This is a genomic window from Kitasatospora albolonga (assembly GCF_039535905.1).
Classification (GTDB): domain Bacteria; phylum Actinomycetota; class Actinomycetes; order Streptomycetales; family Streptomycetaceae; genus Kitasatospora; species Kitasatospora albolonga.
In genome coordinates this window covers 16,336-39,800 of sequence record NZ_BAAAYB010000095.1, presented here as the reverse complement: position 1 = coordinate 39,800, position 23,465 = coordinate 16,336, and the positions used below count along the sequence as shown (strand labels likewise).

General features: G+C 74.6%; 21 protein-coding genes, 1 tRNA gene and 3 pseudogenes. 15 read left to right on the top strand and 10 right to left on the bottom strand.

What is annotated here, in order from left to right; genetic code table 11:
• Nucleotides 1-11: 11 nt before the first annotated feature.
• Complete coding sequence (locus tag ABD946_RS23750; RefSeq protein ID WP_345286776.1) at nucleotides 12-1,994, top strand: TerD family protein; 1,983 nt, start codon at nucleotides 12-14, stop codon at nucleotides 1,992-1,994.
• 50 nt (nucleotides 1,995-2,044) lie between these two features.
• On the opposite strand, the gene ABD946_RS23745 is transcribed toward ABD946_RS23750, so the two are convergent.
• The 3 genes from ABD946_RS23745 to ABD946_RS23735 form a co-directional block, all read right to left on the bottom strand.
• Nucleotides 2,045-2,536 carry a peptidylprolyl isomerase gene (locus ABD946_RS23745; protein ID WP_345286742.1) on the bottom strand — a complete coding sequence of 164 codons (492 nt, stop codon included), beginning with the start codon at nucleotides 2,534-2,536 and terminating at the stop codon, nucleotides 2,045-2,047.
• A 60-nt stretch (nucleotides 2,537-2,596) separates the two neighbouring features.
• Nucleotides 2,597-3,091, bottom strand: coding sequence for a flavoprotein (locus tag ABD946_RS23740; protein ID WP_345286744.1), 495 nt, complete (start codon nucleotides 3,089-3,091; stop codon nucleotides 2,597-2,599).
• 84 nt (nucleotides 3,092-3,175) lie between these two features.
• Nucleotides 3,176-4,132, bottom strand: coding sequence for an aldo/keto reductase (locus ABD946_RS23735; RefSeq protein ID WP_345286746.1), 957 nt, complete (start codon nucleotides 4,130-4,132; stop codon nucleotides 3,176-3,178).
• A 161-nt stretch (nucleotides 4,133-4,293) separates the two neighbouring features.
• Here ABD946_RS23735 and ABD946_RS23730 point away from each other — a divergent pair.
• Nucleotides 4,294-4,366: transfer RNA gene (locus tag ABD946_RS23730), tRNA-Ala, on the top strand.
• Between the two features lie 24 nt (nucleotides 4,367-4,390).
• A complete protein-coding gene (locus ABD946_RS23725; protein ID WP_345286748.1) occupies nucleotides 4,391-5,746 on the top strand; it encodes an SDR family oxidoreductase in 1,356 nt (451 codons plus the stop codon).
• Between the two features lie 16 nt (nucleotides 5,747-5,762).
• Here ABD946_RS23725 and ABD946_RS23720 read toward each other — a convergent pair whose 3' ends face one another.
• Nucleotides 5,763-6,773 (bottom strand): hypothetical protein, encoded by a 1,011-nt coding sequence (locus tag ABD946_RS23720; RefSeq protein ID WP_345286750.1) that lies wholly within the window; start codon nucleotides 6,771-6,773, stop codon nucleotides 5,763-5,765.
• Nucleotides 6,770-7,420 (bottom strand): LysE family translocator, encoded by a 651-nt coding sequence (locus ABD946_RS23715; protein WP_345286752.1) that lies wholly within the window; start codon nucleotides 7,418-7,420, stop codon nucleotides 6,770-6,772. The genes ABD946_RS23720 and ABD946_RS23715 overlap by 4 nt, the downstream gene beginning before the upstream one ends.
• A gap of 135 nt (nucleotides 7,421-7,555) precedes the next feature.
• Between ABD946_RS23715 and ABD946_RS23710 the strand changes: the two genes are divergently transcribed.
• The 8 genes and pseudogenes from ABD946_RS23710 (at nucleotide 7,556) to ABD946_RS23675 (ending at nucleotide 14,376) form a co-directional block, all read left to right on the top strand.
• Complete coding sequence (locus ABD946_RS23710; RefSeq protein ID WP_345286774.1) at nucleotides 7,556-9,853, top strand: hypothetical protein; 2,298 nt, start codon at nucleotides 7,556-7,558, stop codon at nucleotides 9,851-9,853.
• Complete coding sequence (locus ABD946_RS23705) at nucleotides 9,850-10,737, top strand: hypothetical protein (RefSeq protein ID WP_345286772.1); 888 nt, start codon at nucleotides 9,850-9,852, stop codon at nucleotides 10,735-10,737. The genes ABD946_RS23710 and ABD946_RS23705 overlap by 4 nt, the downstream gene beginning before the upstream one ends.
• Nucleotides 10,738-11,147: 410 nt before the next feature.
• Nucleotides 11,148-11,492: pseudogene (locus tag ABD946_RS23700) on the top strand (Rossmann-fold NAD(P)-binding domain-containing protein); the annotation flags it as partial.
• Nucleotides 11,493-11,589: 97 nt separating this feature from the next.
• Entirely contained in the window at nucleotides 11,590-11,943 is a 354-nt protein-coding gene (locus tag ABD946_RS23695; RefSeq protein WP_345286800.1) for a Rossmann-fold NAD(P)-binding domain-containing protein, read from the top strand.
• A gap of 256 nt (nucleotides 11,944-12,199) precedes the next feature.
• The gene (locus ABD946_RS23690) at nucleotides 12,200-12,775 is read left to right on the top strand and encodes a GAF domain-containing protein (RefSeq protein WP_345286770.1); all 576 of its coding nucleotides are present in this window, start codon (nucleotides 12,200-12,202) and stop codon (nucleotides 12,773-12,775) included.
• Complete coding sequence (locus ABD946_RS23685; RefSeq protein ID WP_345286768.1) at nucleotides 12,739-12,984, top strand: PAS domain-containing protein; 246 nt, start codon at nucleotides 12,739-12,741, stop codon at nucleotides 12,982-12,984. The genes ABD946_RS23690 and ABD946_RS23685 overlap by 37 nt, the downstream gene beginning before the upstream one ends.
• Nucleotides 12,985-13,769: 785 nt before the next feature.
• A pseudogene (locus ABD946_RS23680) lies at nucleotides 13,770-13,916 on the top strand (SpoIIE family protein phosphatase); the annotation flags it as partial.
• Between the two features lie 70 nt (nucleotides 13,917-13,986).
• Nucleotides 13,987-14,376, top strand: a complete 390-nt coding sequence (locus ABD946_RS23675) for a SpoIIE family protein phosphatase (RefSeq protein ID WP_345286798.1) — start codon at nucleotides 13,987-13,989, stop codon at nucleotides 14,374-14,376.
• A gap of 1 nt (nucleotide 14,377) precedes the next feature.
• Here the strand turns inward: ABD946_RS23675 and snpA (ABD946_RS23670) are convergent.
• A pseudogene (snpA, locus tag ABD946_RS23670) lies at nucleotides 14,378-14,992 on the bottom strand (snapalysin); the annotation flags it as partial.
• Nucleotides 14,993-15,195: 203 nt separating this feature from the next.
• On the opposite strand from snpA (ABD946_RS23670), the gene ABD946_RS23665 reads away from it, so the two are divergent.
• Complete coding sequence (locus ABD946_RS23665) at nucleotides 15,196-16,164, top strand: LysR family transcriptional regulator (protein WP_345286762.1); 969 nt, start codon at nucleotides 15,196-15,198, stop codon at nucleotides 16,162-16,164.
• Nucleotides 16,165-16,171: 7 nt separating this feature from the next.
• Here the strand turns inward: ABD946_RS23665 and ABD946_RS23660 are convergent, their stop codons facing one another.
• Nucleotides 16,172-17,002 (bottom strand): ATP-grasp domain-containing protein, encoded by an 831-nt coding sequence (locus tag ABD946_RS23660; RefSeq protein WP_345286764.1) that lies wholly within the window; start codon nucleotides 17,000-17,002, stop codon nucleotides 16,172-16,174.
• Between the two features lie 115 nt (nucleotides 17,003-17,117).
• Between ABD946_RS23660 and ABD946_RS23655 the strand changes: the two genes are divergently transcribed.
• Nucleotides 17,118-17,678, top strand: a complete 561-nt coding sequence (locus ABD946_RS23655; RefSeq protein ID WP_345286766.1) for an NUDIX domain-containing protein — start codon at nucleotides 17,118-17,120, stop codon at nucleotides 17,676-17,678.
• Between the two features lie 157 nt (nucleotides 17,679-17,835).
• Here the strand turns inward: ABD946_RS23655 and ABD946_RS23650 are convergent, their stop codons facing one another.
• Complete coding sequence (locus ABD946_RS23650; protein WP_345286766.1) at nucleotides 17,836-18,396, bottom strand: NUDIX domain-containing protein; 561 nt, start codon at nucleotides 18,394-18,396, stop codon at nucleotides 17,836-17,838.
• A gap of 115 nt (nucleotides 18,397-18,511) precedes the next feature.
• Between ABD946_RS23650 and ABD946_RS23645 the strand changes: the two genes are divergently transcribed.
• The gene (locus ABD946_RS23645) at nucleotides 18,512-19,342 is read left to right on the top strand and encodes an ATP-grasp domain-containing protein (RefSeq protein WP_345286764.1); all 831 of its coding nucleotides are present in this window, start codon (nucleotides 18,512-18,514) and stop codon (nucleotides 19,340-19,342) included.
• A gap of 7 nt (nucleotides 19,343-19,349) precedes the next feature.
• On the opposite strand, the gene ABD946_RS23640 is transcribed toward ABD946_RS23645, so the two are convergent.
• On the bottom strand, nucleotides 19,350-20,318 hold the full coding sequence (locus ABD946_RS23640; protein ID WP_345286762.1) for a LysR family transcriptional regulator: 969 nt from the start codon (nucleotides 20,316-20,318) through the stop codon (nucleotides 19,350-19,352).
• A 201-nt stretch (nucleotides 20,319-20,519) separates the two neighbouring features.
• Between ABD946_RS23640 and snpA (ABD946_RS23635) the strand changes: the two genes are divergently transcribed.
• Complete coding sequence (snpA, locus tag ABD946_RS23635) at nucleotides 20,520-21,167, top strand: snapalysin (RefSeq protein WP_345286760.1); 648 nt, start codon at nucleotides 20,520-20,522, stop codon at nucleotides 21,165-21,167.
• A gap of 66 nt (nucleotides 21,168-21,233) precedes the next feature.
• Here the strand turns inward: snpA (ABD946_RS23635) and ABD946_RS23630 are convergent, their stop codons facing one another.
• On the bottom strand, nucleotides 21,234-23,300 hold the full coding sequence (locus ABD946_RS23630; RefSeq protein WP_345286758.1) for a GAF domain-containing SpoIIE family protein phosphatase: 2,067 nt from the start codon (nucleotides 23,298-23,300) through the stop codon (nucleotides 21,234-21,236).
• Nucleotides 23,301-23,465: the final 165 nt, after the last annotated feature.

Below are 23,465 nucleotides of genomic sequence, written 5' to 3'. Positions count from 1 at the left end.
CCGTGCACGACATGCTCAAAGGCGCCAACGTCAGCCTGAGCGCCCTGACGACCGAACTCGACTCGTTCATCGTGAGTCTCGGTTGGAGCAGCCCCACCGGCGAGGGCGACGCCGACGTCTCCGTGCTGCTCCTCACGCCGGACGGCAAGGTCCGGGGCAACGGCGACTTCTTCTTCTACAACAATCCGGCGGCCGCGGACGGCAGCGTCCAGCTCCTCGGCCAGCACCTGACGGAGCGCGGCACCGAGGACCGCATCCAGCTCGACCTCTCCGTCCTGCCCGACGCCGTCGACCGGATCGTGATCGCGGCGAGCCGTCACCAGCGGGCCGCCTTCGGTCAGTTGGAGGACCTTCGCCTCGGGCTCGCCGACGCCTCCGGCGAGCAGCTGCTGGCCTTCGCGATCGACGACGCCGACACCGAGAGCGCCTTCGTCTTCGGCGAGATCTACCGCCGGGCCGGCGAGTGGAAGTTCCGCGCCATCGGCCAGGGCTACGACACCGGACTGGCCGGACTGGCCACCGACTTCGGCATCGACATCGAGGAGGACGACAGCGCCGCCGAGGAGCTGCCGCCGGCTCCGCTGGACGAGCCTGCGGCCACCCCTGCGGAGGAGCTGCCGCCCGCCGCCACCGCCACCGCCACCGCCACCGCCACCGAGGCACCGTCCGGCCCGGCCCCGGCCGCCAAGCGGCTGCGGACCGCCCGCAAGAAGGTGACGCTGCCCAAGGAGCCCAAGAAGTCCCTCGCCGAGAACGACTCCTGGCACGCGGCCCGTCTCTTCCCCGCGACCTCGCTCAAGAACGACCACGAGCGCGAGGTCCGGGCCACCTCCGTCCTGCTCTCCGTGATGGCCCAGGTGCCCGAGTTCGGCCGCCGCCTCACCGCGGCCTTCGGCGCTCCGTCCGGGCGGATGGAGACCTTCACCGAGGTCCAACTCCCGCACGGGGAGACCCCGAAGCGCCCCGACGGCGTGATCCGGGTCGAGCGCGCCGGGAAGCTGTGGACGGCCCTGGTCGAGTGCAAGACCAACGGCAATCCCCTGAAGCCCGAGCAGGTCCAGGACTACATGGACATCGCCGCCCGCCGGGGCTACGAAGCCGTCATCACGATCTCCAACGACGTCGCCCTGGAGGGCCGTCCGCTGGTCACCGTGAAGATAGACGGCCGCCGCAAGCACAAGGTCGGTCTCTGGCACCTCTCCTGGGCCGAGGTCACCCACCAGGCGAAGATGCTGATCCGCCACGAGGGCGTCAAGGACCAGGCGCACGCCTGGCTGCTCCAGGAGCTGCTGCACTACCTCCAGCACGAGAACTCGGGCTGCCACGGCTTCCAGAACATGGGCCCGGCCTGGGTGCCGGTGCGCAAGGAGATCGAGGCCGACCTCCTGACCCCCGGCGACCCGCGGGCCGTCCAGGTGGTCGAGAGCTGGGAGCGCCTCACCCGGCAGGTCTGCCTCGAACTCGGCGGCGAACTCGGTGTCCGCGTCCTCCCGGTGGTCAAGCGGGCCCGTCGCGGCGAGGACGCGCTCAGCCGTCTCACCGCCTCCGCCGACCGGCTGGCCGCCGAGGGGCGCCTGCAGGCCGAGATCCGGATCGACGAGGCCCCGGGGAACCTGACGATCGTCGCGGACCTGCGTGCCGGGAAGCTCCGCACCTCGGTCGAGATCCCCGCCCCCGACCAGGGCTACCCGCTCAGCCTCGCCAAGCGCTTGGTCAAGCAGCTCGCCGACGCCCCGGCCGACCTGCACGTCGAGACGCTCACCGACGGCGCGTCCCCCGGCCCGCGCGGCACCCTGGAGCGCCTGCGCCCCGAGCCCGGCGACCTCCTCCCGAAGGACGGCTCCCGTCCCACGGGCTTCCGCCTCTCCCTCGTGAAGAGCGTCGGCAACACCCGTGGCAACGCCGAGTCCGGCTTCATCCGCAGCGTGGACACCGCGGTCGAGAGGTTCCACTCCACCGTCGTCGCGGCCCTGGACTCCCGTCCGGGCCGGTGACGATCCCCGTCCCGGGGCCGTGCGGCCCCGGGACGTGGGTGTCATCGGGCTCAGACGGTGCCGGAGTCCTTGATGACGATCTTCTTGGAGGTGCGGCCGGACTGGCTGCCGAAGCCCTCGATCGCCTTGACGACGTCCATGCCCTCGACGACCTCGCCGAAGACGACGTGCTTGCCGTCGAGCCAGTCGGTCACGATGGTGGTGACGAAGAACTGCGAGCCGTTGGTGTTGCGGCCGGCGTTGGCCATCGAGAGCAGGCCCGGGCGGTCGTGCTTCTTGGTGAAGTTCTCGTCCGCGAACTTCTCGCCGTAGATGCTCTTGCCGCCGGTGCCGTCGCCCCGGGTGAAGTCGCCGCCCTGGAGCATGAAGGCCGGGATGACCCGGTGGAAGGTGGACTCCTTGTAGCCGAAGCCGTGCTGACCGGTCGCCAGCTCGCGGAAGTTCTTCGCGGTCTGCGGGACGACGTCGTCGTACAGCTTGAAGACGATGCGGCCAAGGTCCTCGCCGTCGGCGGTGACGTCGAAGTAGACGTTCTCGCTCATTGCTCTGCTCCTCGTGATGTGGATGTTGTTCCCCCGAGAGCATATGAGAGAACCGGCCCGTTACGGGCCACCGACCGCATCCAGGGCCTCGGACCATGGCAGGTCGCCACCGGAGGTGAGGATGCGGGCGCCGGCGGTGCGGAGGGTGGCGAGGCTGCGCGGGTACTGCGGGTGGGCGGCGAGGGCGTCGTTCACGCAGGGCAGGACGGTGACCGGGACGCCCTTGCCGAGGGCCTCGGCGGTGTAGCCGACGACCCAGGAGGAAGTGAGGCCGAGGGCGAGGGAGTTGAGCGAGTTGAAGCTGGCCGGGCCGAACAGGATGGCGTCGGGCGGGGGCAGCAGGTCGGGTTCGCCCGGGCGGCGGTAGCGGCTCTTGACCAGGTGTCCGGTGAGCTCGGTGAGGGCCGGGATCTCGGGCCGGAGCCAGTCGGCGGCGGTCGGGGTCAGACCGAGGCAGACGTCCCAGCCGCGGGCCTGGGCCTGCTCGATGACGGTGCGTACGCCGAGCACGGGGAAGGCGGCGGTGCCGAAGAGGTAGAGGACGCGTGGAGGCATCCGCCCATGCAAGCGTGCGGGGTGGAGCGGGGCAAGCCCGGCCGCCGCGAGGGCGGCCGGGCCTGAGGGCGGGTCAGCGGCCGGTCAGTACCGCGAGCCGACCGGCGCCGGGAGGGCGTCGAGCTCGGCGAGGTCCTCGGCGGTGAGCGCGAGGTCCGCGGAACCGGCGTTGTCGGCCAGGTACTTGGGCGTCTTGGTGCCGGGGATCGGGATGACCAGGCTGCCCTGCGCGACCACCCAGGCGAGGGCGACCTGGGCCGGGGTGGCGTCGTGCCGGGCGGCGATCCGGCGGACGGTCTCCACCAGTGCCTGGTTGGCGGCCAGCGCGTCGGCCTGGAAGCGCGGGAGGGTGGAGCGCCAGTCGTCGGCCGGGAGGTCGGCGGTGGAGCCGAAGCGGCCGGCCAGGAAGCCGCGGCCGAGCGGGGAGAAGGGCAGGAAGGCGATGCCGTTGGCCTCGGTGTACGGGAGCACCTCGGCCAGCGCGTCCCTGGTCCAGAGCGAGAGCTCGGACTGCACGGAGGTGACCGGGTGGACGGCCTGGGCGCGCTGGATCTGCTCCACCGTCACCTCGGACAGCCCGAGCCGCCGCACCTTGCCGGCCGCGACCTGCTCGGCCATCGCGCCCCAGGTCTCCTCGACCGGGACGGCCGGGTCGACCCTGTGCAGTTGGTAGAGGTCGACGTACTCGGTGCCGAGGCGGCGCAGGCTCTCGTCGATGGAGGCGCGGACGTGCTCGGGCCGCCCGTCGGTGCCGACCCGGGCCCCGCCGAGGCCGGTCACCAGGCCGACCTTGGTGGCCAGCACGGCCCGCTCGCGGTACTCCCCGGCCAGGCCCTTGCCCACCAACTCCTCGTTGTCGAACGGCCCGTAGACGTCCGCCGTGTCGATCAGGGTCACGCCCAGGTCCAGCGCCTCGCGCAGGACCCGCACCGAGGTCACGTCGTCCCGTCCGTTCGGGTCGTACGCCCAGGTCATGCCCATGCACCCGAGTCCGATCACGCCGACCTCGGGGCCCCCGGCTCCCAGCGTGGTGTTGCGCATGCTTGTCCTCTCCTTCGGTCACGGCTGATCGTGCGTCGCCTACCCTGCCCCTCGAAGTGCACTCCGGGTCAAGACCGCCTCGCCGGATCCGTCAGTTCGCACACTCACCAGGCATATTCGCGTGCACCCAGCCGCCCCCACCAGCTAGCATGCGCGGACCGCGGGGCGTAGCGCAGAGGCAGTCGCGCCTTCATGGCATGAAGGAGGAGGTCGGTTCGAATCCGGCCGCCTCGCGGGTTCCAGGAGGGGTACGGGGCTGTGCAGCAGGACGAGTTGACGGAGCAGGAGCTGGCCGCCTTCGAGCGGACCCTCGGCCGCCTGCGCGGGCTACCGGTGGACCACCCGGCGCGGCTGCGGGCCGAGCGGAACAGCGACTCCTTCCTCCGCGAGAGCCGCAAGCTCCGCCGCCGGGCCCGGACCGCCGCCGACGCCGTCCTGACCGCCAGCACCGCGACCGGCGGCCTGACCCGCCGTGAGGACGCCCCGCTGCCCGAGCGCACCGGCTCCCCCGCCGGGCGGCTGCACCGGGCGCGGCACTGCTACATCTGCAAGGGCACCTACCGGCAGCTGGACGGCTTCTACCACCTGCTCTGCCCGGACTGCGCGGCCGACAACACCGCCTTCCGCTCCCTGGCCACCGACTTGCGGGGCCGCCGCGCGCTGCTCACCGGGGGCCGGGTGAAGATCGGCTTCCAGCTGGCCCTGATGCTGCTGCGGGACGGCGCCGAACTGACCGTCACCAGCCGCTTCCCGCACGACACCCTGCGCCGCTTCCGGGCCGCCGAGGGCAGTGCGGACTGGCTGGACCGGCTCTCGGTGGTCGGCATCGACCTGCGTGACCCGCGCCAGGTGCTGGGCCTGTGCGAGGAGCTCCGCCGGGACGGGCGGCCGCTGGACATCCTGGTGAACAACGCCGCGCAGACCCTGCGCCGCCCGCCGGAGGCGTACGCGCTGCTGGCCGCCGGGGAGGCCGAGGCACTGCCGCCCGGGGCACCGGTCCGGCAGGCCCCCGGCTTCCGGCCGATGCCCGCGCTGACCGCCGCCTGGCCGGCCGCCGAACTGACCGCCGGTGAACGCACGGGCGTGGTGCTGCCCGAGGCGGACGAGGCCGGGCTGCTGCCGGACACCGCGCCCGCCAACTCCTGGTCGGCCCGGCTCGGCGAGCTCGACCCGGCCGAGGTGCTGGAGACCCAGCTGGTCAACTCGCTGGCCCCGGCCCTGCTCTGCGACCGCCTGCTGCCCCTGCTGCTGGCCTCGCCGCACCCGCACCGCTACGTGGTCAACGTCACCGCCGTGGAGGGCCGCTTCGCGGTCCGCAACAAGACCGGGGGCCATCCGCACACCAACATGGCCAAGGCCGCGCTCAACATGCTCACCCGCACCAGCGCGGCCGAACTCGCCGGGCAGGGCGTGCACATGTGCGCGGTGGACACCGGCTGGATCACCGACGAGAACCCGGCCCCGAAGAAGGCCCGGATGGCCGGCCACGGCTTCCGCACCCCACTGGACGTGGTGGACGGCGCGGCCCGGGTCTACCACCCGATCGTCCGGGGCGAGGCCGGGGAGCCGTACTCCGGGGTCTTCCTGAAGGACTACCAGGAAGCCGCCTGGTAGCCCTCCGGACGCTCCGTCACGCCGCCCCGAAGAGCCATCCCAGCAGACCACCACGCCTCGACGCGGCCGTCGCGGGCTCCTGAACCGGAACGGGCGGAACGGGCGGAACGGGCGGAACGGGCGGGGTCGCCACCACGGCCTCCCCCGGCCGGGCCGCTCCGGCGGTGGCCAGCAGGGCGCCCACCGTGCCGCGGTACACCGGCAGCAGCCGCGCCGCCGCGGCCCACGCCTCCGGCCGGTCCCCCAAGTGCCGCTCCACCAGCGGACGGAGCTCCCCCTCGGCCGGAGCCAGCTCGATCGGGAAGAGCCACCGTCCGGCACCGAGGACCCGCAGCGTGGTGTGCGCGGGCCCCTGACGCTCCACCAGCTCCGCGCAGGTGATGGTCACCCCGGTCTCGCGCAGCCGCCGCTCGTACACCGAGTGGGTGCCGAAGGCGGTCCGGAGCTCCGCCGGGCACTCGAACTGCTCGGCCAGCGCCCACCGGGCGCGACCGGGCAGCGGCTCGGCCGCGTGCGCTGCCACCACCAACGGCCAGTCGGCCCGCCGGAGTTCACCGGCCGCGACCCGAGCGCCGTTCAACGTCCGGGAGCCCCGGGCCGCCCGCAGTCGGGCGATCAGCTCCTCGGCCGGGCGCGGCACCGGCTCGCGCTCGAGGAACCGACCCCGCCTGGGGAGCACCGGCAGCGGTGCGGTGCGGCCCGGACCGAACGGCAGTCCGTCCCGGACGTCCGCCACCACCCCCGGCGACAGCCGCTGGCACTCGCGGAGCATGCGGTTGAGCTCGGGCGAGTCCTCCCGGAGCATCCACCACCGGGCAGCCCCCCACGGCAGCAGGTGGGAGGTGGTCGCCAGCCGCCAATCCACCTGGCCCTGCTCGCCGTCCGGGTCCGTCGGCTCGCCGAGCCCGACCCCGAGGAACGCGCCGACCTCCACACGGACTTCGGCCGGCGCCAGGGTCAGCAGGTAACGCAGCTCCTCGACGACGCGCGGGTCGATCCGTGCCTGGTCGCCCCCGGCGCCCGTCACGGCGCGGCCACCACGGCCCGGGAGCGGTCGGCGGCGAGCCGGACCGCGAACGCGGCCAGGGCGGTGCCCATGGCGTAGCGGTGCACGCGCTGCCAGGTCGGGCGGCGGGTCAGGAAGGCGGCGACCGAACCGGCGGTGACGACGAAGGCGGCGTCGCTGGCCAGGCAGACCACGATCTGGGTGAGGCCGAGGGCGAAGCTCTGCACGGCCACCCCGCCCCGCTCCGGGTCGATGAACTGCGGCAGCAGCGAGACGTAGAGGATGGCGATCTTGGGGTTGAGCAGACAGGTGACGAAGCCCATGGTGAACAGCTTGCGCGGCCGGTCCGGGGTCAACTCCCGGGTGGCGAAGGGGGAGTGGCCGCCGGGGCGGAGCATCTGCCAGGCCAGCCAGAGCAGGTAGCCGGCGCCGAGCAGCTTGAGGGTCAGGTAGATGCCGGGCACCAGGGCGAAGACGGTGGCGATCCCGGCCACCGCCGCCGCCAGGTAGACCAGGAAGCCGAGCCCGACGCCCGCCAGCGAGACCAGTCCGGCCCGGCGGCCCTGGAGCACCGAACGGGACACCAGGTAGACCAGATTGGGGCCGGGCGTCAGTGCCATCCCCAGTGCCACCAGGGCGATCCCCGCCAATGCCGTGCCGCTGACCATGCTCGTCTCCAGGTGCTCCGGTCCCTCCCGGCCCCGACCGGGCCGGTTGACCGGTCATGATGGCACCCGCCCCCACCCGTCGGCCCCTGGTTTTCCGTTGGTCCGGGGGCGGCCGCACGCGGCAGAATCGGCGCCATGTCCCGCATAGCCGACCAGCTGCTCCGCGCCGTCGACCCGCTCCCCGCCCCGCAGGTGGACCCGTACGTGGCCCGCTTCGCCCGCGGCCTGGCGGAACGCCCGCTCACCGAACTGATCGACCGGCTGGACTCGCGCGGGCCCTACGAGCGTCGCCTCGCGGCCCTGGCCGCCCTGGCCACCCGCCGGGGCGACTGGCTGGCCGGGCGGCTGGGCGACCGGGACGAGGGGGTGCGCCGGTACGCCTTCCGCGCGGTCCGGCAGGGCCTGGTGCCGGACGCCGCGATCGAGAGCGCCTACCCGGTCGCCGCCTCCGTGGAGCGCGGCCGGTTGGCCGAAGCGGTGCTGGCCGGACGGCGGACGGAGCTGGCCGACCGCATGGTGGACCGGGTGCGCGCGCAGTGGGGAGAGGACGAGGCGGCCCGGCTGCTGCCCGCCTGCTCCCCCGCGACGGTCGCCCGGCTGCTGCCGGAGCTGGCCCACGCGGGCAATGGCCCGGCTCGGCTGGCCCGCCGTCACCCCACCCTGTTCCTCGACCGTGCCGAGCGCGAACTCGCGGGCCGCACCCAGCAGTTGCGTGACGCCTGGTGGCAGTGGCGGGCGGACGCGGTGGCCGCCGTGCTGCCCGTCGACCCGGCCCGGGTGCTCGCCCTGCTGGAGCGGTACGGCCCGGGCGCGCTGCCCCGGCAGGTGGCCGGGCAGCTCGGTCTGCTGGTCGCACTGGACGCCGAGCGGGTGGTCCGCTGGCTGCTCGACCCGGCCCGGGCCGCACGGCCCCTGGTGCACCAGCCGTCCCGCTCGCTGGTGCGGCGTCTGGTCCTGGCCGATCCCCCTTCGCTCGGCGAGCTCGGCCGCCGCTGGTACGAGCAGCCCCAGCTGTTCCTCTCCCTGCTGCGCGCGCTGCCTCCGAGCCGCCGGGGCGCCTTCTTCGAGACCGCCACCAAGGGCCTGGAGCTCACCCGCTTCACCGAGCTCGACCTGCTGCCGCGCGAGCGCCGCCACGCCTGGGCGCGCGCCGAGGCCGACCGGCGGGAGGCGGCCGGGCAGAGCCGGCTCGGCGTGCTGGCCATGCGCGCCCGGCTGCCCGTCGCCGAGGTGGGCGCCGAACTGCTGGCCGCCACCCGCCGCCCGGCCGCGGAGGAGCGCGCCCAGGCCTGGCCGCTGCTGATCGCCAACGCGGGCGGTTCCGGCGACCCGGCGGACCTGGCCCGGCTGCTGCCGCTGCTCGACCGGCTGCGCAACGAGCAGGACCCGGTGCGCTCCGCCGCGCTCGGCGCACTGGCCCAACTGCACCCCCGCCTCTTCGCCCCGGCCGACGTGACCGCACTGAGCCGGCTGGTCACCACTCGCTCACGGCCCGGGACTGCTCCCAGCAGACCAGGACCTGCCCTGCGGAGACTGGCCGTCGGCGTGCTCAGGGAGAACGCCACCGAGGCCGGATCGCCCCTGCTGGAGTGGTCGCTGACCACCCTTCAGCAGCTCGCCGGGCACTTCGGCGGCGCCGACCTCCGGCCCGCTGGAGCACACCCTGCCGCCGGGCCAGGAGCTCCAGGTCCTCGCCGCGCTGCGCACCCTGGCTGCTGGCCGAGGCCCCCGGCACCGCACCACCGCCTGCTGTTCGCCCTGACCGGCTCGCTCGGCCGCCGGGCGCACCGGATGCCCGAGCTCCAGGCCCTGCTGGCCGACGCGCTGGAGCACTCCGACTACGCCGCCTTTCCGCACCGCCGTGCGGTACTGGCTGGACGACCGGGCCACCCGGGACGGCCGGGTGGAGCACGTGCTCCGGCTCGACCCCTCGGCCGCCGTACTGCCGCCGGTGCTGGCGGTGCTGACCACCGTCGGACCGACCTGCTCGACCCGCTGCTGCCGCCGTCCCCGCCGTACGGGCGCTTCCTTCCCCGCGCACCCGGCGCCGCTGGCCGCCGCTGGAGCGGGCCGGGCGCTGGTCGCCCGTCAGCAGGAGGCGCCGCCCGGCTCGCGGCCGGCACGGTGGCCGACCCACCCAGCCGGTCCACCAGCGGGCCTCGGCACTGGCCGCGGCCCGGGGCGTCCCGGTGCACGGCCCGCTGCTGGCCCTCGCGCACCTGGACTCCGCCGAGGTGGTGCTCGCCGAGGCCGCGCTCGCCGCGCTGCCCTGGACCGACGATCCGGCCGGGGCGCCTCACCCCGCTGCCTCGCCCAGGGTGGACGGCGACCGGGCCCGGGTCGCGATGTACTCCGCCGCCCGGGCCGCCCGCCACGTCCGGCCCGAGGAGCTCGGAACGCCGGCTCGACCCGCTGACCACCGAGGCAAGGTGACCACCCGCAAGGAGGCCGTCCGGCTGGCCGCCGCCCACCTGCCCCGCCGGGTCCCGGGCGATCGCCCTGCTCCGCACCGCCGCCCTGACGCCCGTCAGCACCCGGACGCGCTGGCCGCCGCCATCGCGGGCCGCGACCGGGCTGACGGAAGCGTCCGGAGGTCTGGCCAGCTGCTCGAACAGGCCGCCGGGTGCCCCGCCCAGGCGCAGCAGGCCCTGGTCCGGGTGGGCCCCTGGAGCTCGCCGCGGCGCACCGCGCCCTGTACCGCCGCGCTGAATCGGCCGGTCTGGCCGCAGCACCGAACCGGAGGTCGCCACCGCCGGGCTGGAGAGCCTCCCGCGCTGGGCCGCCGGTTCGCCCCCGAACTGGCCGGGCTGCTCCCGGACCTGGTGGCCGACCCGGACCTGCGGACCACCTGGCGTGCCGCCGTCCGGGCCACCGTCGCGCTGGCCTGGAACGGGCAGCCGCACCCGCTGGGCGCGGGGCCCGCGCCGGGCAGCGTGCTGCACCGCACCGTCACCGCGTTGCTCACCGCCGACCGGGAGGGCCTGGGCCGCACCGGGTGGCGCGCCGGGCGTTCCCGGGGGCCGCGGACGCTGCGGCGGACCGCGACCTCCCGGCCGGCAGCGCCTGCGGGAGCTGGTCACCCTCCGCTCCCCCAGCCGACCGGCCCTGGCAGCGGGGAGACCGTGACCGCGCTGGCCGACCTGCTCCGGCAGGAGCCCCCGCTACGGGTCGGGCTGCTGCTCGCCCTGGTGGACCTCAGGACGGACCGGCGGTGCTCGCAGGGAGCTTGGCCGATCTGGAGGAGGCTGCGCGGGGCGGCCGGCCCCTGGCCCTGCGCTGCGCGGACGCGCTCTCCCGGGAGCGGCGCACGGCGCTGATGCCGGAGGACCCGTCGGCGGTGGCGGCCGTGGTCCGGCAGCTGGCCGCGCGGGGGCGCCACCGCTCCGGCCTCCAGGCGCTCGGCCTCACCACCCTCTTCGGCCGGCGCCACGGCTGGCCCGGCGAGTGGCGGGACCTGCTCCGGACACTGCGCGGCCATCCGGCCGCGGACGTCCGGGACGGGGCGCTCTGGACCTCTTCACCGCGACGGAGTGACGCGGGCGGGCGCGTCGCGGAACCGGTTTCGCATCGGGGGGCGCTTTCCGGCTCGGCGGTGGGCGCCCCCCGCGCGCTTCCGCTCGCCTCCGTCGGGGCGGACGGAACCGGAGCGCCCCGGCCCCGGATCTGGGAGCGTGGCCGTCACACAGACGCGAGGGGGAGCCCATGGCACGGCGTTGGCTGATCACGGATGTTCGTACTGGCCTCGGCCTGGCACTGGCCGAGGCGGGTCGCGGCGGCCGGCGACACCGTCCTGGCCACCGCCCGCAAGCCGGCCACCCTGGAGGAGCTGAGGGAGCGCACCCGGACCGGCTGCTCACCACCGCCCCTGGACGTCCGCGACCAGGCCCAGGTGACGGAGGCCGTGGCGCTGGCCGAGGACCGCTCGCGGGATCGACGTCCTGGTCAACAACGCCGGCTACGGCTCTTCGGCGCGGTCGAGGAGGTCGGCGACCAGGAGCTCCGCGACCAGCTGGAGACCCTGGTGGTCGGGCCCTGGCGGCTGGTCCGCGAGGTGCTCCCCGGGATGCGCGAGCGCGGCTCCGGACACATCGTCAACGTCTCCTCGCTGGCCGGACGGATGGGCATCCCCGGGCTGGGGCGTACGTCACCGCAAGTACGCGCTGGAGGGCATGAGCCAGGTGCTCGCCGCCGAGGTCGCCGGCTTCGGCATCCGGGTCACCGCCGTCGAGCCCGGCGGCTTCGCCACCCACTACGGCGCCTCGGTGAACGAGACCGCCCACCGGATCGACGCCTACCGGGAGACGGTGGACCCGATGCTCGCCGCCATGCGGCAGATGGAGGACCTGCCGGAGATCGGCCGGCCCCGGCCGACTTCGCCACCCGGTCCTGCGGATCGTCGCCGGCCGAGCAGACCCCCGTCCGGATCCCGATCGGCTCGGACGCCTACGCCTACCTCTCCCACGTCGAAGAGGCCGCCCGCACCGAAACTCACCGCGGCGGCGGCCCTCACCACCCTCACCTGACCCCCACCGCGCTCGGACCGCCCGGAGGGCGGTCAGGGGCGCGGGGGAACTGCGCGAATCGGAAGAAGCAGACCCGTGTGCCGGGTACGGAGATCCACTTGCAAGTGAGCCCCCGTACCCGGCACACGGGACTTGTCCTCCCGCAGCGCGCAGTTCCCCGCGCCCCCGGGGTGACCACCACCCGTTGCCCGGGGTGAGCGCCTCCGCTCAGGCTCCCTGGTTTGACACCCCCCTGGGGGCGGCGTACAGAAAGAGCATGCGCCAGGGTCTGGCCGACGAGGCCGTGCTCGCCGAGGCGCTGCGGCGGGCGGTCCGCGCGACCTCGGCGTACGGGAGCGTGCTCTACCTGCCCTCGGCCGACCGCCGGGGGCTGGTGCTGAGTGCGGTGGCGGGCGTGCCGGTGGAGCTGCTGAGCGGCTTCCGGCACCTGTCGGTGGCGGCGCCGCTGCCCGCCTCGGAGGCGTTCCGGACCGGGCGGACGGTGATGCTCACCGACCCGGAGGAGACCATGCGGCGCTACCCCCGGGTGGCGCTCGGCCTGCCGCACCTGCAGGCCTTCGCCTGCACCCCGGTCAGCGCCGACGGTCACCCCCTCGGCGTGCTGGCGGTGGTCTGGCCCGCCGGGTACCACCCCTCCGCCGGGTGCCCGCCGGCAGCTCAGGGCGGCGGCCAACCGGCTGGCGGCGGCGATCGCCGCCGATCCGCCGGGCCCGCCGGAGACGCCGTTGACCGTCACCGCCGAGGGGGCCCCGCACCCGGCCCGCGGCTGCGGTGGAGCGGCTGCGCGACGGGGTGGTGGGGCTCGATCCGGACGCCCGGGTCAGCTATCTGAACCGCGGCGCCGAGCTGCTGCTGGACACACGCCGGGAGGAGCTGATCGGCCGTCAGCCCTGGTCGGTCCTGACGTGGTTGGCCGAGCCGGCCTACGAGGACCGCTACCGGGCCGCGATGCTGGCCCAGCAGCCGACCGCCTTCCTGGCGCTGCGTCCGCCCGGGCACTGGCTGGCCTTCTCGCTCTACCCGCGGACCCGTCCGGCCTGACGGTCCGGATCACCCCGGCCGGCCCGCCGGGCTCCCCCGCGTCCGCCACCACCGCTCCCCCGGCGGCCGCACCCGCACCCACCCCGGCCAGCCTCGGCGCCACCTACCACCTGCTCCAGCTGGCCAGCGCGCTCACCGAGGCCGTGACGGTCAAGGAGTCTGCGACTGCGTGATCGACCAGATCCTGCCCGGGTTCGGCGGCCAGGAGCTGGCGCTCTACCTCGCCCGCGGCGGCCGGATGCACCTGATCGCGCAGTCGGGGTACCCGGACGGCTTCCTGGACCCCTTCGAGGGCATCCCGGTGCGGGCCCGGGTGCCGGGTGCTGAGGTGTTCAGCAGCGGGGCGCCGGTGTTCTTCGAGTCGGCCCACGAGCTGCAGGCGGCCTACCCGGGCCTGACCCAGGACGAGATGGGGGCCTGGGCCCTTCCTGCCGCTGGTCGCCTCGGGGCTTCCGGTGGGCAGCTGCATCCTGGGCTTCGAGCGGCCCAAGGTGTCGGCAGCGAGGAGCGCGCGGTGCTGACGGCACTGGGCGGGCTGATCGCCCAGGCCCTGGACCGGGCGCGGCTGTACGACGCCGAGTTCGCGCTGGCCCGGGGCCTGCAGCAGGCGCTGCTGCCGCACCGGCTGCCGCGGGTCGCGGGCCTGGCGGTGGCGGCGCGCTACCTGCCGGGCACCCGGGGGATGGAGATCGGCGGGGACTGGTACGACGCGATCGCGGGCGGCGGCTGCGTCACGCTGGTGATCGGGGACGTCGAGGGGCACAGCGTCGGGGGCCGCCGCGACGATGGGCCAACTCCGGAGCGCGGTGCGGGCGTTCGTCGGCACCGACGCCTCGCCCGGCGAGGTGCTGACCAGGACCAACCGGCTGCTGCTGGACCTCGACCCAGGCCTGCTCGCCAGCTGTCTGCTGCTGCGGCTCGACCCGGCCACCGGCCGGGCCAGGGCGGTGCGGGCCGGCCACGTCCCGCCGCTGCTGCGGCAACCCGGACGGCCGCACCGAGCTGCTGGAGCTGCCCGGCGGCCCGCTGCTCGGGGTCGATCCCGGGGCCGAGTACCCGTGCACGGAGCTGGAGTTGGCGCCGGGGGCGGTGCTCGCGCTGTTCACCGACGGTCTGGTGGAGCGGGCCCGGGCGCGCCGATCGACCAGGGCCTGGACCGCCTGCGCAGCGCCCTGGCCCACCGGCCGGCCGCCGACCTCGACCGACTCGCCGACCAACTGCTGCGCGAGGCCCGGCACTCCGCCCACCGGGCGGACGACGTGGCGCTGCTGCTGGCCTCCCGGAGCTGAGCGCGGGCATGCCGAGGGCCCGGCCTCACCGCACGGAGGCCGGGCCCTCGGACGTCAACTACCAGCTCACCGCGAGCGGCCTTCGCGGCCTGCTGGGCGTTGAACGCGGCCAGGCCGTTGGCCCAGAGCTGGTTCACACGGCTCTTCTCGGCGGGAGCGTTCGGGTAGGGGTTGGTGCAGGAGGTGCCGGGGCCGCCACCGGACATCAGCTCGCTGCACGGGCCGGAGTAGTGGTCCGGGAGGCCGAGCACGTGGCCGGTCTCGTGGGCGGTGACGCGGGTGGAGTTGTACTGCTGGTTCTGGCGGTAGTCCAGGAAGATGTAGCCGCTGCCGTGGCCGTTGGTGGAGGCGTAGGAGCCGCGGGAGTCGTTGCCCTCGTAGTACTTGAAGTCCCGCGTGCCGGTGACGGCGCGCAGCTGGACCTTGGTGACCGAGCTGTTCCAGATCGAGGTGGAGTTGGCGATCTGGTTCTTGAAGGTCGGCGCGGAGGTGGCGTTGTAGGTCACGGTGACCGCGGCCAGGTACGGGTTGGGCCGCCTGCCGGGCCAGCGCCGAGGTCATCACGGCCTCGTAGAAGGCCTTGACGTCGGCCTGCTCGGCCGCCGAACCGGCGTACTGGGCGACGGAGGGCTGCGCGGGTGCGGCCACTGCGACCGGGGCGGCCAGGCCGGTGAGGCGAGGGCGGCGGCCGCGGCGAGCGAGAGCATGGAGCGCTGCATGCGGGGGACTCCAGTTTCCTGGGGGCCAAGTCACCTGTGGGGCAGCCGACTTGGCGTGGGGGATTGCGCTGTGCCCAAGAGCTTCGGCCACCGGCCCGGGGCTGCGGATGATGGCAGCCGGAGATAACACCGGGCTATCACCCGGCTTGACAGCAAGTGTCATGTCCCTGGCGTGCAGGTCAGCGACCGCCTATGCTCCCGCTGTGGAGCTCGAAGTCAGGCACCTCCGTGTGCTGTGCGCCGTCGCCGACACCGGCAGCGTGCGCAAGGCCGCGCTGCAACTCGGTACCACCCAGCCCTCCGTCACCACCCAGCTGCACCGGATCGAACGGGCCATCGGCGGGCGGCTGTTCACCCGTGAGCGGACCGGCAGCAGGCTCACCCCGCTCGGTCACTCGGTGATCTCCCGGGCCCGCGGGATCGTCGCCGACATGGCCGACCTGGTCGCCGCGGCCCGGCAGGAGGCCGACGGCCCGGCCCAGTCCAGGCTGCGGATCGGCAGCGTCGGCAGCCGGGCCGCGGCCGGCTGGCTGCGCCGGGTGCACCAGCGGCTGCCGGACACCGAGACCACCATCCGGATCGACGTGTCCGCCAACGCCCTGCTCCAACTGGTCGGCGCCGAGCAGCTGGACCTGGCCTTCGTGCACGAGAGCGAGGGCTTCCCGCTCCGGCTGCCCGAGGGCACCGGGCACCGCGTCCTGGTCGCCCGCGAGCCGCAGTTCGTCGCACTGGCCCTGACCCACCCGGCGGCCTCCTCCCCCGTGGTGCACCTCCAGGACCTGGCCGCCGACGCCTGGATGGTCGACCCGACCGCCGACCACGAGTACGCCGCGCTGCGCCGCGTCCTGTCCGAGGCCGGGCTCAACCCCCGGGTGGTGCAGGTGCGGGACAACGCCACCGCCGCCGAACTGGTCGCCTCCGGCGAGGCCGTCCGCCCCTGCCAACCCACCTCGGTACCCGGCCCCGGCACCGTCATCCGCCCGGTCCACGGCGACCCGTTCAGCGTCCGGCTGCTGCTGGTCTGGCGGTCCAGGGCGCTCAGCGGCTGCGCGCTGGACGGCCTGTACGGCGACCTGCGCTCGGCCTACCTGGAGCTGGCCAGGACCAACCCCTCCTACCTGGCCTGGCTGCTGAACAACGACAGCTCGCTGCCGTACCTGCTCCGCCACTGAACGGGCGTCAGGACTCCAGCAGGCTGCGCATCGAGGCGGCCATCGCGGTGGTGAAGGAGGCCCGGGCGGCGGCGTCCAGCAGGTCCAGCGAGAGGAAGGGGTTGAGGTCCTCCAACTCGACCAGCAGCAGCCCGCCTTCGGGCGTGCGGCAGGCGTCCACCCGCTGGATGCCGTGGTCCAGCGCGTTCCACTCCACGAAGCGGCGGGCGAAGGCCAGGTCGGAGGGCGAGGGGTCGTAGCGCTCCAGGCGCCAGCGGGCGGCCGGGTCCGGGGCGTACAGCGCGTACTGGAACTCCCGGCCGACGTAGTAGAAGGAGACCTCGTAGCGGAAGTCGATCCGGGGCTGGAGCAGCACCGTGCCGTCCAGCTCCAGGGCGCCCAGCTCCTCCGGGCGGTGCAGCGCTATCCCGATCGAGTCGGCGCCCAGCAGCGGCTTGCTCAGGTACACGGCCGCGTCCGGGAGCCGGCCGAGCCCGTCCCGCGAGGCCACCGTGGGGATGACCGGGTAGCCGGCGGCGGAGAGGTCGAGCAGGTACTGCTTGCCGGCCATGTCGCCCCGGCCGTGCAGGGGGTTGAAGACCTTCACCCCCTCGGCCAGCGCGCGCTCCCGGAACGCCTCGTACGCCTCGCGGTACCCGAGCACCGGTCCGCTGTTGCGCACCACGGTCAGGTCGAAGCGGCCCATCAGGGCGGCGGCGTCCAGCGGATGGCAGAGCACCGCCTCGAACCCGCCGCCGGACTCGGCGCGCAGCGCGGCGGAGAGCGCGATGTCCTCGTCGCAGTAGCGGCGGCCCTTCGCCTGGTAGGTCAGGTCGGTGACGTAGAGGACGGTGGGCATCGGGTGCTCCTTCCGGGTGACTCCGGCCCACCCTACGCGGGTGCGGCACGGGCGGACCTGACCGCGTGTCACCGATGCTTCACATCCACCGCCCGGGCGGGACTAAGATCCTTGAATGACGGACACTTCGGACAGAACAGCCGAGCAGGCCGCCCGCTACCCGCGCCTGTACGCGCCCCAGCGCTGGGCCTGGGGCGGCATCGACGCCCAGTTCGCGGCGGAGCTCCCGCCGGACGGGCTGATCACCAACATCCACCTGGTGGGATTCTCCGGCGACCAGGTGGTGCTCTGCCGGGACGCGCGGGGCCACTGGTTCCTCCCCGGCGGCACCCGGGAGGCGGCCGAGAGCATCGAGACCTGCCTGGCCCGCGAGCTGCGCGAGGAGGCCGGCGCCCGGCTGCTGGGCGAGCCGGTCTGGATCGGCGCCCACCGCTGCGTCACCGACCACCCCGAGCCCTACCGCCCCTGGCAGCCGCACCCCGAGAAGGCCTGGCTCTGGGGCTGGGCCGAGGTCACGGTCGACTCCGAGCCCGGCAACCCCGAGGACGGCGAGCAGGTGGTCGAGGTCCGCGCGATGGACCCGGCCGAGGCCCAGCGCCTGCTCACCCACCACCGCGACCCCTGGTGGCACGACCTGATCGCCCTCGCCGTCGACTCCCGCGCCGGCACCGCCTGACGCTCCCCCGGCGCCGTCACGGTCGCCCGCCCGATGGCGGCCGTGCCCGGATGCCGAGGCACGGTGGCCGCATACCCGTCGCAATCCTCCGGGGTGCTGGCCCGGCCTCGGCGGCCGCCGCCTGCAGGGGCGACGTGACGTGGGCGCGCGGGGAGCGTCAGGCGGTGCCGGCGCGGGAGTCGACGGCGAGGGCGATCAGGTCGTGCCACCAGGGGTCGCGGTGGTGGGTGAGCAGGCGCTGGGCCTCGGCCGGGTCCATCGCGCGGACCTCGACCACCTGCTCGCCGTCCTCGGGGTTGCCGGGCTCGGAGTCGACCGTGACCTCGGCCCAGCCCCAGAGCCAGGCCTTCTCGGGGTGCGGCTGCCAGGGGCGGTAGGGCTCGGGGTGGTCGGTGACGCAGCGGTGGGCGCCGATCCAGACCGGCTCGCCCAGCAGCCGGGCGCCGGCCTCCTCGCGCAGCTCGCGGGCCAGGCAGGTCTCGATGCTCTCGGCCGCCTCCCGGGTGCCGCCGGGGAGGAACCAGTGGCCCCGCGCGTCCCGGCAGAGCACCACCTGGTCGCCGGAGAATCCCACCAGGTGGATGTTGGTGATCAGCCCGTCCGGCGGGAGCTCCGCCGCGAACTGGGCGTCGATGCCGCCCCAGGCCCAGCGCTGGGGCGCGTACAGGCGCGGGTAGCGGGCGGCCTGCTCGGCTGTTCTGTCCGAAGTGTCCGTCATTCAAGGATCTTAGTCCCGCCCGGGCGGTGGATGTGAAGCATCGGTGACACGCGGTCAGGTCCGCCCGTGCCGCACCCGCGTAGGGTGGGCCGGAGTCACCCGGAAGGAGCACCCGATGCCCACCGTCCTCTACGTCACCGACCTGACCTACCAGGCGAAGGGCCGCCGCTACTGCGACGAGGACATCGCGCTCTCCGCCGCGCTGCGCGCCGAGTCCGGCGGCGGGTTCGAGGCGGTGCTCTGCCATCCGCTGGACGCCGCCGCCCTGATGGGCCGCTTCGACCTGACCGTGGTGCGCAACAGCGGACCGGTGCTCGGGTACCGCGAGGCGTACGAGGCGTTCCGGGAGCGCGCGCTGGCCGAGGGGGTGAAGGTCTTCAACCCCCTGCACGGCCGGGGCGACATGGCCGGCAAGCAGTACCTGCTCGACCTCTCCGCCGCCGGCTACCCGGTCATCCCCACGGTGGCCTCGCGGGACGGGCTCGGCCGGCTCCCGGACGCGGCCGTGTACCTGAGCAAGCCGCTGCTGGGCGCCGACTCGATCGGGATAGCGCTGCACCGCCCGGAGGAGCTGGGCGCCCTGGAGCTGGACGGCACGGTGCTGCTCCAGCCCCGGATCGACTTCCGCTACGAGGTCTCCTTCTACTACGTCGGCCGGGAGTTCCAGTACGCGCTGTACGCCCCGGACCCGGCCGCCCGCTGGCGCCTGGAGCGCTACGACCCCTCGCCCTCCGACCTGGCCTTCGCCCGCCGCTTCGTGGAGTGGAACGCGCTGGACCACGGCATCCAGCGGGTGGACGCCTGCCGCACGCCCGAAGGCGGGCTGCTGCTGGTCGAGTTGGAGGACCTCAACCCCTTCCTCTCGCTGGACCTGCTGGACGCCGCCGCCCGGGCCTCCTTCACCACCGCGATGGCCGCCTCGATGCGCAGCCTGCTGGAGTCCTGACGCCCGTTCAGTGGCGGAGCAGGTACGGCAGCGAGCTGTCGTTGTTCAGCAGCCAGGCCAGGTAGGAGGGGTTGGTCCTGGCCAGCTCCAGGTAGGCCGAGCGCAGGTCGCCGTACAGGCCGTCCAGCGCGCAGCCGCTGAGCGCCCTGGACCGCCAGACCAGCAGCAGCCGGACGCTGAACGGGTCGCCGTGGACCGGGCGGATGACGGTGCCGGGGCCGGGTACCGAGGTGGGTTGGCAGGGGCGGACGGCCTCGCCGGAGGCGACCAGTTCGGCGGCGGTGGCGTTGTCCCGCACCTGCACCACCCGGGGGTTGAGCCCGGCCTCGGACAGGACGCGGCGCAGCGCGGCGTACTCGTGGTCGGCGGTCGGGTCGACCATCCAGGCGTCGGCGGCCAGGTCCTGGAGGTGCACCACGGGGGAGGAGGCCGCCGGGTGGGTCAGGGCCAGTGCGACGAACTGCGGCTCGCGGGCGACCAGGACGCGGTGCCCGGTGCCCTCGGGCAGCCGGAGCGGGAAGCCCTCGCTCTCGTGCACGAAGGCCAGGTCCAGCTGCTCGGCGCCGACCAGTTGGAGCAGGGCGTTGGCGGACACGTCGATCCGGATGGTGGTCTCGGTGTCCGGCAGCCGCTGGTGCACCCGGCGCAGCCAGCCGGCCGCGGCCCGGCTGCCGACGCTGCCGATCCGCAGCCTGGACTGGGCCGGGCCGTCGGCCTCCTGCCGGGCCGCGGCGACCAGGTCGGCCATGTCGGCGACGATCCCGCGGGCCCGGGAGATCACCGAGTGACCGAGCGGGGTGAGCCTGCTGCCGGTCCGCTCACGGGTGAACAGCCGCCCGCCGATGGCCCGTTCGATCCGGTGCAGCTGGGTGGTGACGGAGGGCTGGGTGGTACCGAGTTGCAGCGCGGCCTTGCGCACGCTGCCGGTGTCGGCGACGGCGCACAGCACACGGAGGTGCCTGACTTCGAGCTCCACAGCGGGAGCATAGGCGGTCGCTGACCTGCACGCCAGGGACATGACACTTGCTGTCAAGCCGGGTGATAGCCCGGTGTTATCTCCGGCTGCCATCATCCGCAGCCCCGGGCCGGTGGCCGAAGCTCTTGGGCACAGCGCAATCCCCCACGCCAAGTCGGCTGCCCCACAGGTGACTTGGCCCCAGGAACTGGAGTCCCCCGCATGCAGCGCTCCATGCTCTCGCTCGCCGCGGCCGCCGCCCTCGCCCTCACCGGCCTGGCCGCCCCGGTCGCAGTGGCCGCACCCGCGCAGCCCTCCGTCGCCCAGTACGCCGGTTCGGCGGCCGAGCAGGCCGACGTCAAGGCCTTCTACGAGGCCGTGATGACCTCGGCGCTGGCCCGGCAGGCGGCCAACCCGTACCTGGCCGCGGTCACCGTGACCTACAACGCCACCTCCGCGCCGACCTTCAAGAACCAGATCGCCAACTCCACCTCGATCTGGAACAGCTCGGTCACCAAGGTCCAGCTGCGCGCCGTCACCGGCACCGCGGACTTCAAGTACTACGAGGGCAACGACTCCCGCGGCTCCTACGCCTCCACCAACGGCCACGGCAGCGGCTACATCTTCCTGGACTACCGCCAGAACCAGCAGTACAACTCCACCCGCGTCACCGCCCACGAGACCGGCCACGTGCTCGGCCTCCCGGACCACTACTCCGGCCCGTGCAGCGAGCTGATGTCCGGTGGCGGCCCCGGCACCTCCTGCACCAACCCCTACCCGAACGCCGCCGAGAAGAGCCGGGTGAACCAGCTCTGGGCCAACGGCCTGGCCGCGTTCAACGCCCAGCAGGCCGCGAAGGCCGCTCGGTGAGCTGGTAGTTGACGTCCGAGGGCCCGGCCTCCGTGCGGTGAGGCCGGGCCCTCGGCATGCCCGCGCTCAGCTCCGGGAGGCCAGCAGCAGCGCCACGTCGTCCGCCCGGTGGGCGGAGTGCCGGGCCTCGCGCAGCAGTTGGTCGGCGAGTCGGTCGAGGTCGGCGGCCGGCCGGTGGGCCAGGGCGCTGCGCAGGCGGTCCAGGCCCTGGTCGATCGGCGCGCCCGGCCGCTCCACCAGACCGTCGGTGAACAGCGCGAGCACCGCCCCCGGCGCCAACTCCAGCTCCGTGCACGGGTACTCGGCCCCGGGATCGACCCCGAGCAGCGGGCCGCCGGGCAGCTCCAGCAGCTCGGTGCGGCCGTCCGGGTGCCGCAGCAGCGGCGGGACGTGGCCGGCCCGCACCGCCCTGGCCCGGCCGGTGGCCGGGTCGAGCCGCAGCAGCAGACAGCTGGCGAGCAGGCCTGGGTCGAGGTCCAGCAGCAGCCGGTTGGTCCTGGTCAGCACCTCGCCGGGCGAGGCGTCGGTGCCGACGAACGCCCGCACCGCGCTCCGGAGTTGGCCCATCGTCGCGGCGGCCCCGACGCTGTGCCCCTCGACGTCCCCGATCACCAGCGTGACGCAGCCGCCGCCCGCGATCGCGTCGTACCAGTCCCCGCCGATCTCCATCCCCCGGGTGCCCGGCAGGTAGCGCGCCGCCACCGCCAGGCCCGCGACCCGCGGCAGCCGGTGCGGCAGCAGCGCCTGCTGCAGGCCCCGGGCCAGCGCGAACTCGGCGTCGTACAGCCGCGCCCGGTCCAGGGCCTGGGCGATCAGCCCGCCCAGTGCCGTCAGCACCGCGCGCTCCTCGCTGCCGAACACCTTGGGCCGCTCGAAGCCCAGGATGCAGCTGCCCACCGGAAGCCCCGAGGCGACCAGCGGCAGGAAGGCCCAGGCCCCCATCTCGTCCTGGGTCAGGCCCGGGTAGGCCGCCTGCAGCTCGTGGGCCGACTCGAAGAACACCGGCGCCCCGCTGCTGAACACCTCAGCACCCGGCACCCGGGCCCGCACCGGGATGCCCTCGAAGGGGTCCAGGAAGCCGTCCGGGTACCCCGACTGCGCGATCAGGTGCATCCGGCCGCCGCGGGCGAGGTAGAGCGCCAGCTCCTGGCCGCCGAACCCGGGCAGGATCTGGTCGATCACGCAGTCGCAGACCTCCTTGACCGTCACGGCCTCGGTGAGCGCGCTGGCCAGCTGGAGCAGGTGGTAGGTGGCGCCGAGGCTGGCCGGGGTGGGTGCGGGTGCGGCCGCCGGGGGAGCGGTGGTGGCGGACGCGGGGGAGCCCGGCGGGCCGGCCGGGGTGATCCGGACCGTCAGGCCGGACGGGTCCGGGTAGAGCGAGAAGGCCAGCCAGTGCCCGGGCGGACGCAGCGCCAGGAAGGCGGTCGGCTGCTGGGCCAGCATCGCGGCCCGGTAGCGGTCCTCGTAGGCCGGCTCGGCCAACCACGTCAGGACCGACCAGGGCTGACGGCCGATCAGCTCCTCCCGGCCGGTGTCCAGCAGCAGCTCGGCGCCGCGGTTCAGATAGCTGACCCGGGCGTCCGGATCGAGCCCCACCACCCCGTCGCGCAGCCGCTCCACCGCAGCCGCGGCCGGGTGCGGGGCCCCCTCGGCGGTGACGGTCAACGGCGTCTCCGGCGGGCCCGGCGGATCGGCGGCGATCGCCGCCGCCAGCCGGTTGGCCGCCGCCCTGAGCTGCCGGCGGGCACCCGGCGGAGGGGTGTACCCGGCGGGCCAGACCACCGCCAGCACGCCGAGGGGGTGACCGTCGGCGCTGACCGGGGTGCAGGCGAAGGCCTGCAGGTGCGGCAGGCCGAGCGCCACCCGGGGGTAGCGCCGCATGGTCTCCTCCGGGTCGGTGAGCATCACCGTCCGCCCGGTCCGGAACGCCTCCGAGGCGGGCAGCGGCGCCGCCACCGACAGGTGCCGGAAGCCGCTCAGCAGCTCCACCGGCACGCCCGCCACCGCACTCAGCACCAGCCCCCGGCGGTCGGCCGAGGGCAGGTAGAGCACGCTCCCGTACGCCGAGGTCGCGCGGACCGCCCGCCGCAGCGCCTCGGCGAGCACGGCCTCGTCGGCCAGACCCTGGCGCATGCTCTTTCTGTACGCCGCCCCCAGGGGGGTGTCAAACCAGGGAGCCTGAGCGGAGGCGCTCACCCCGGGCAACGGGTGGTGGTCACCCCGGGGGCGCGGGGAACTGCGCGCTGCGGGAGGACAAGTCCCGTGTGCCGGGTACGGGGGCTCACTTGCAAGTGGATC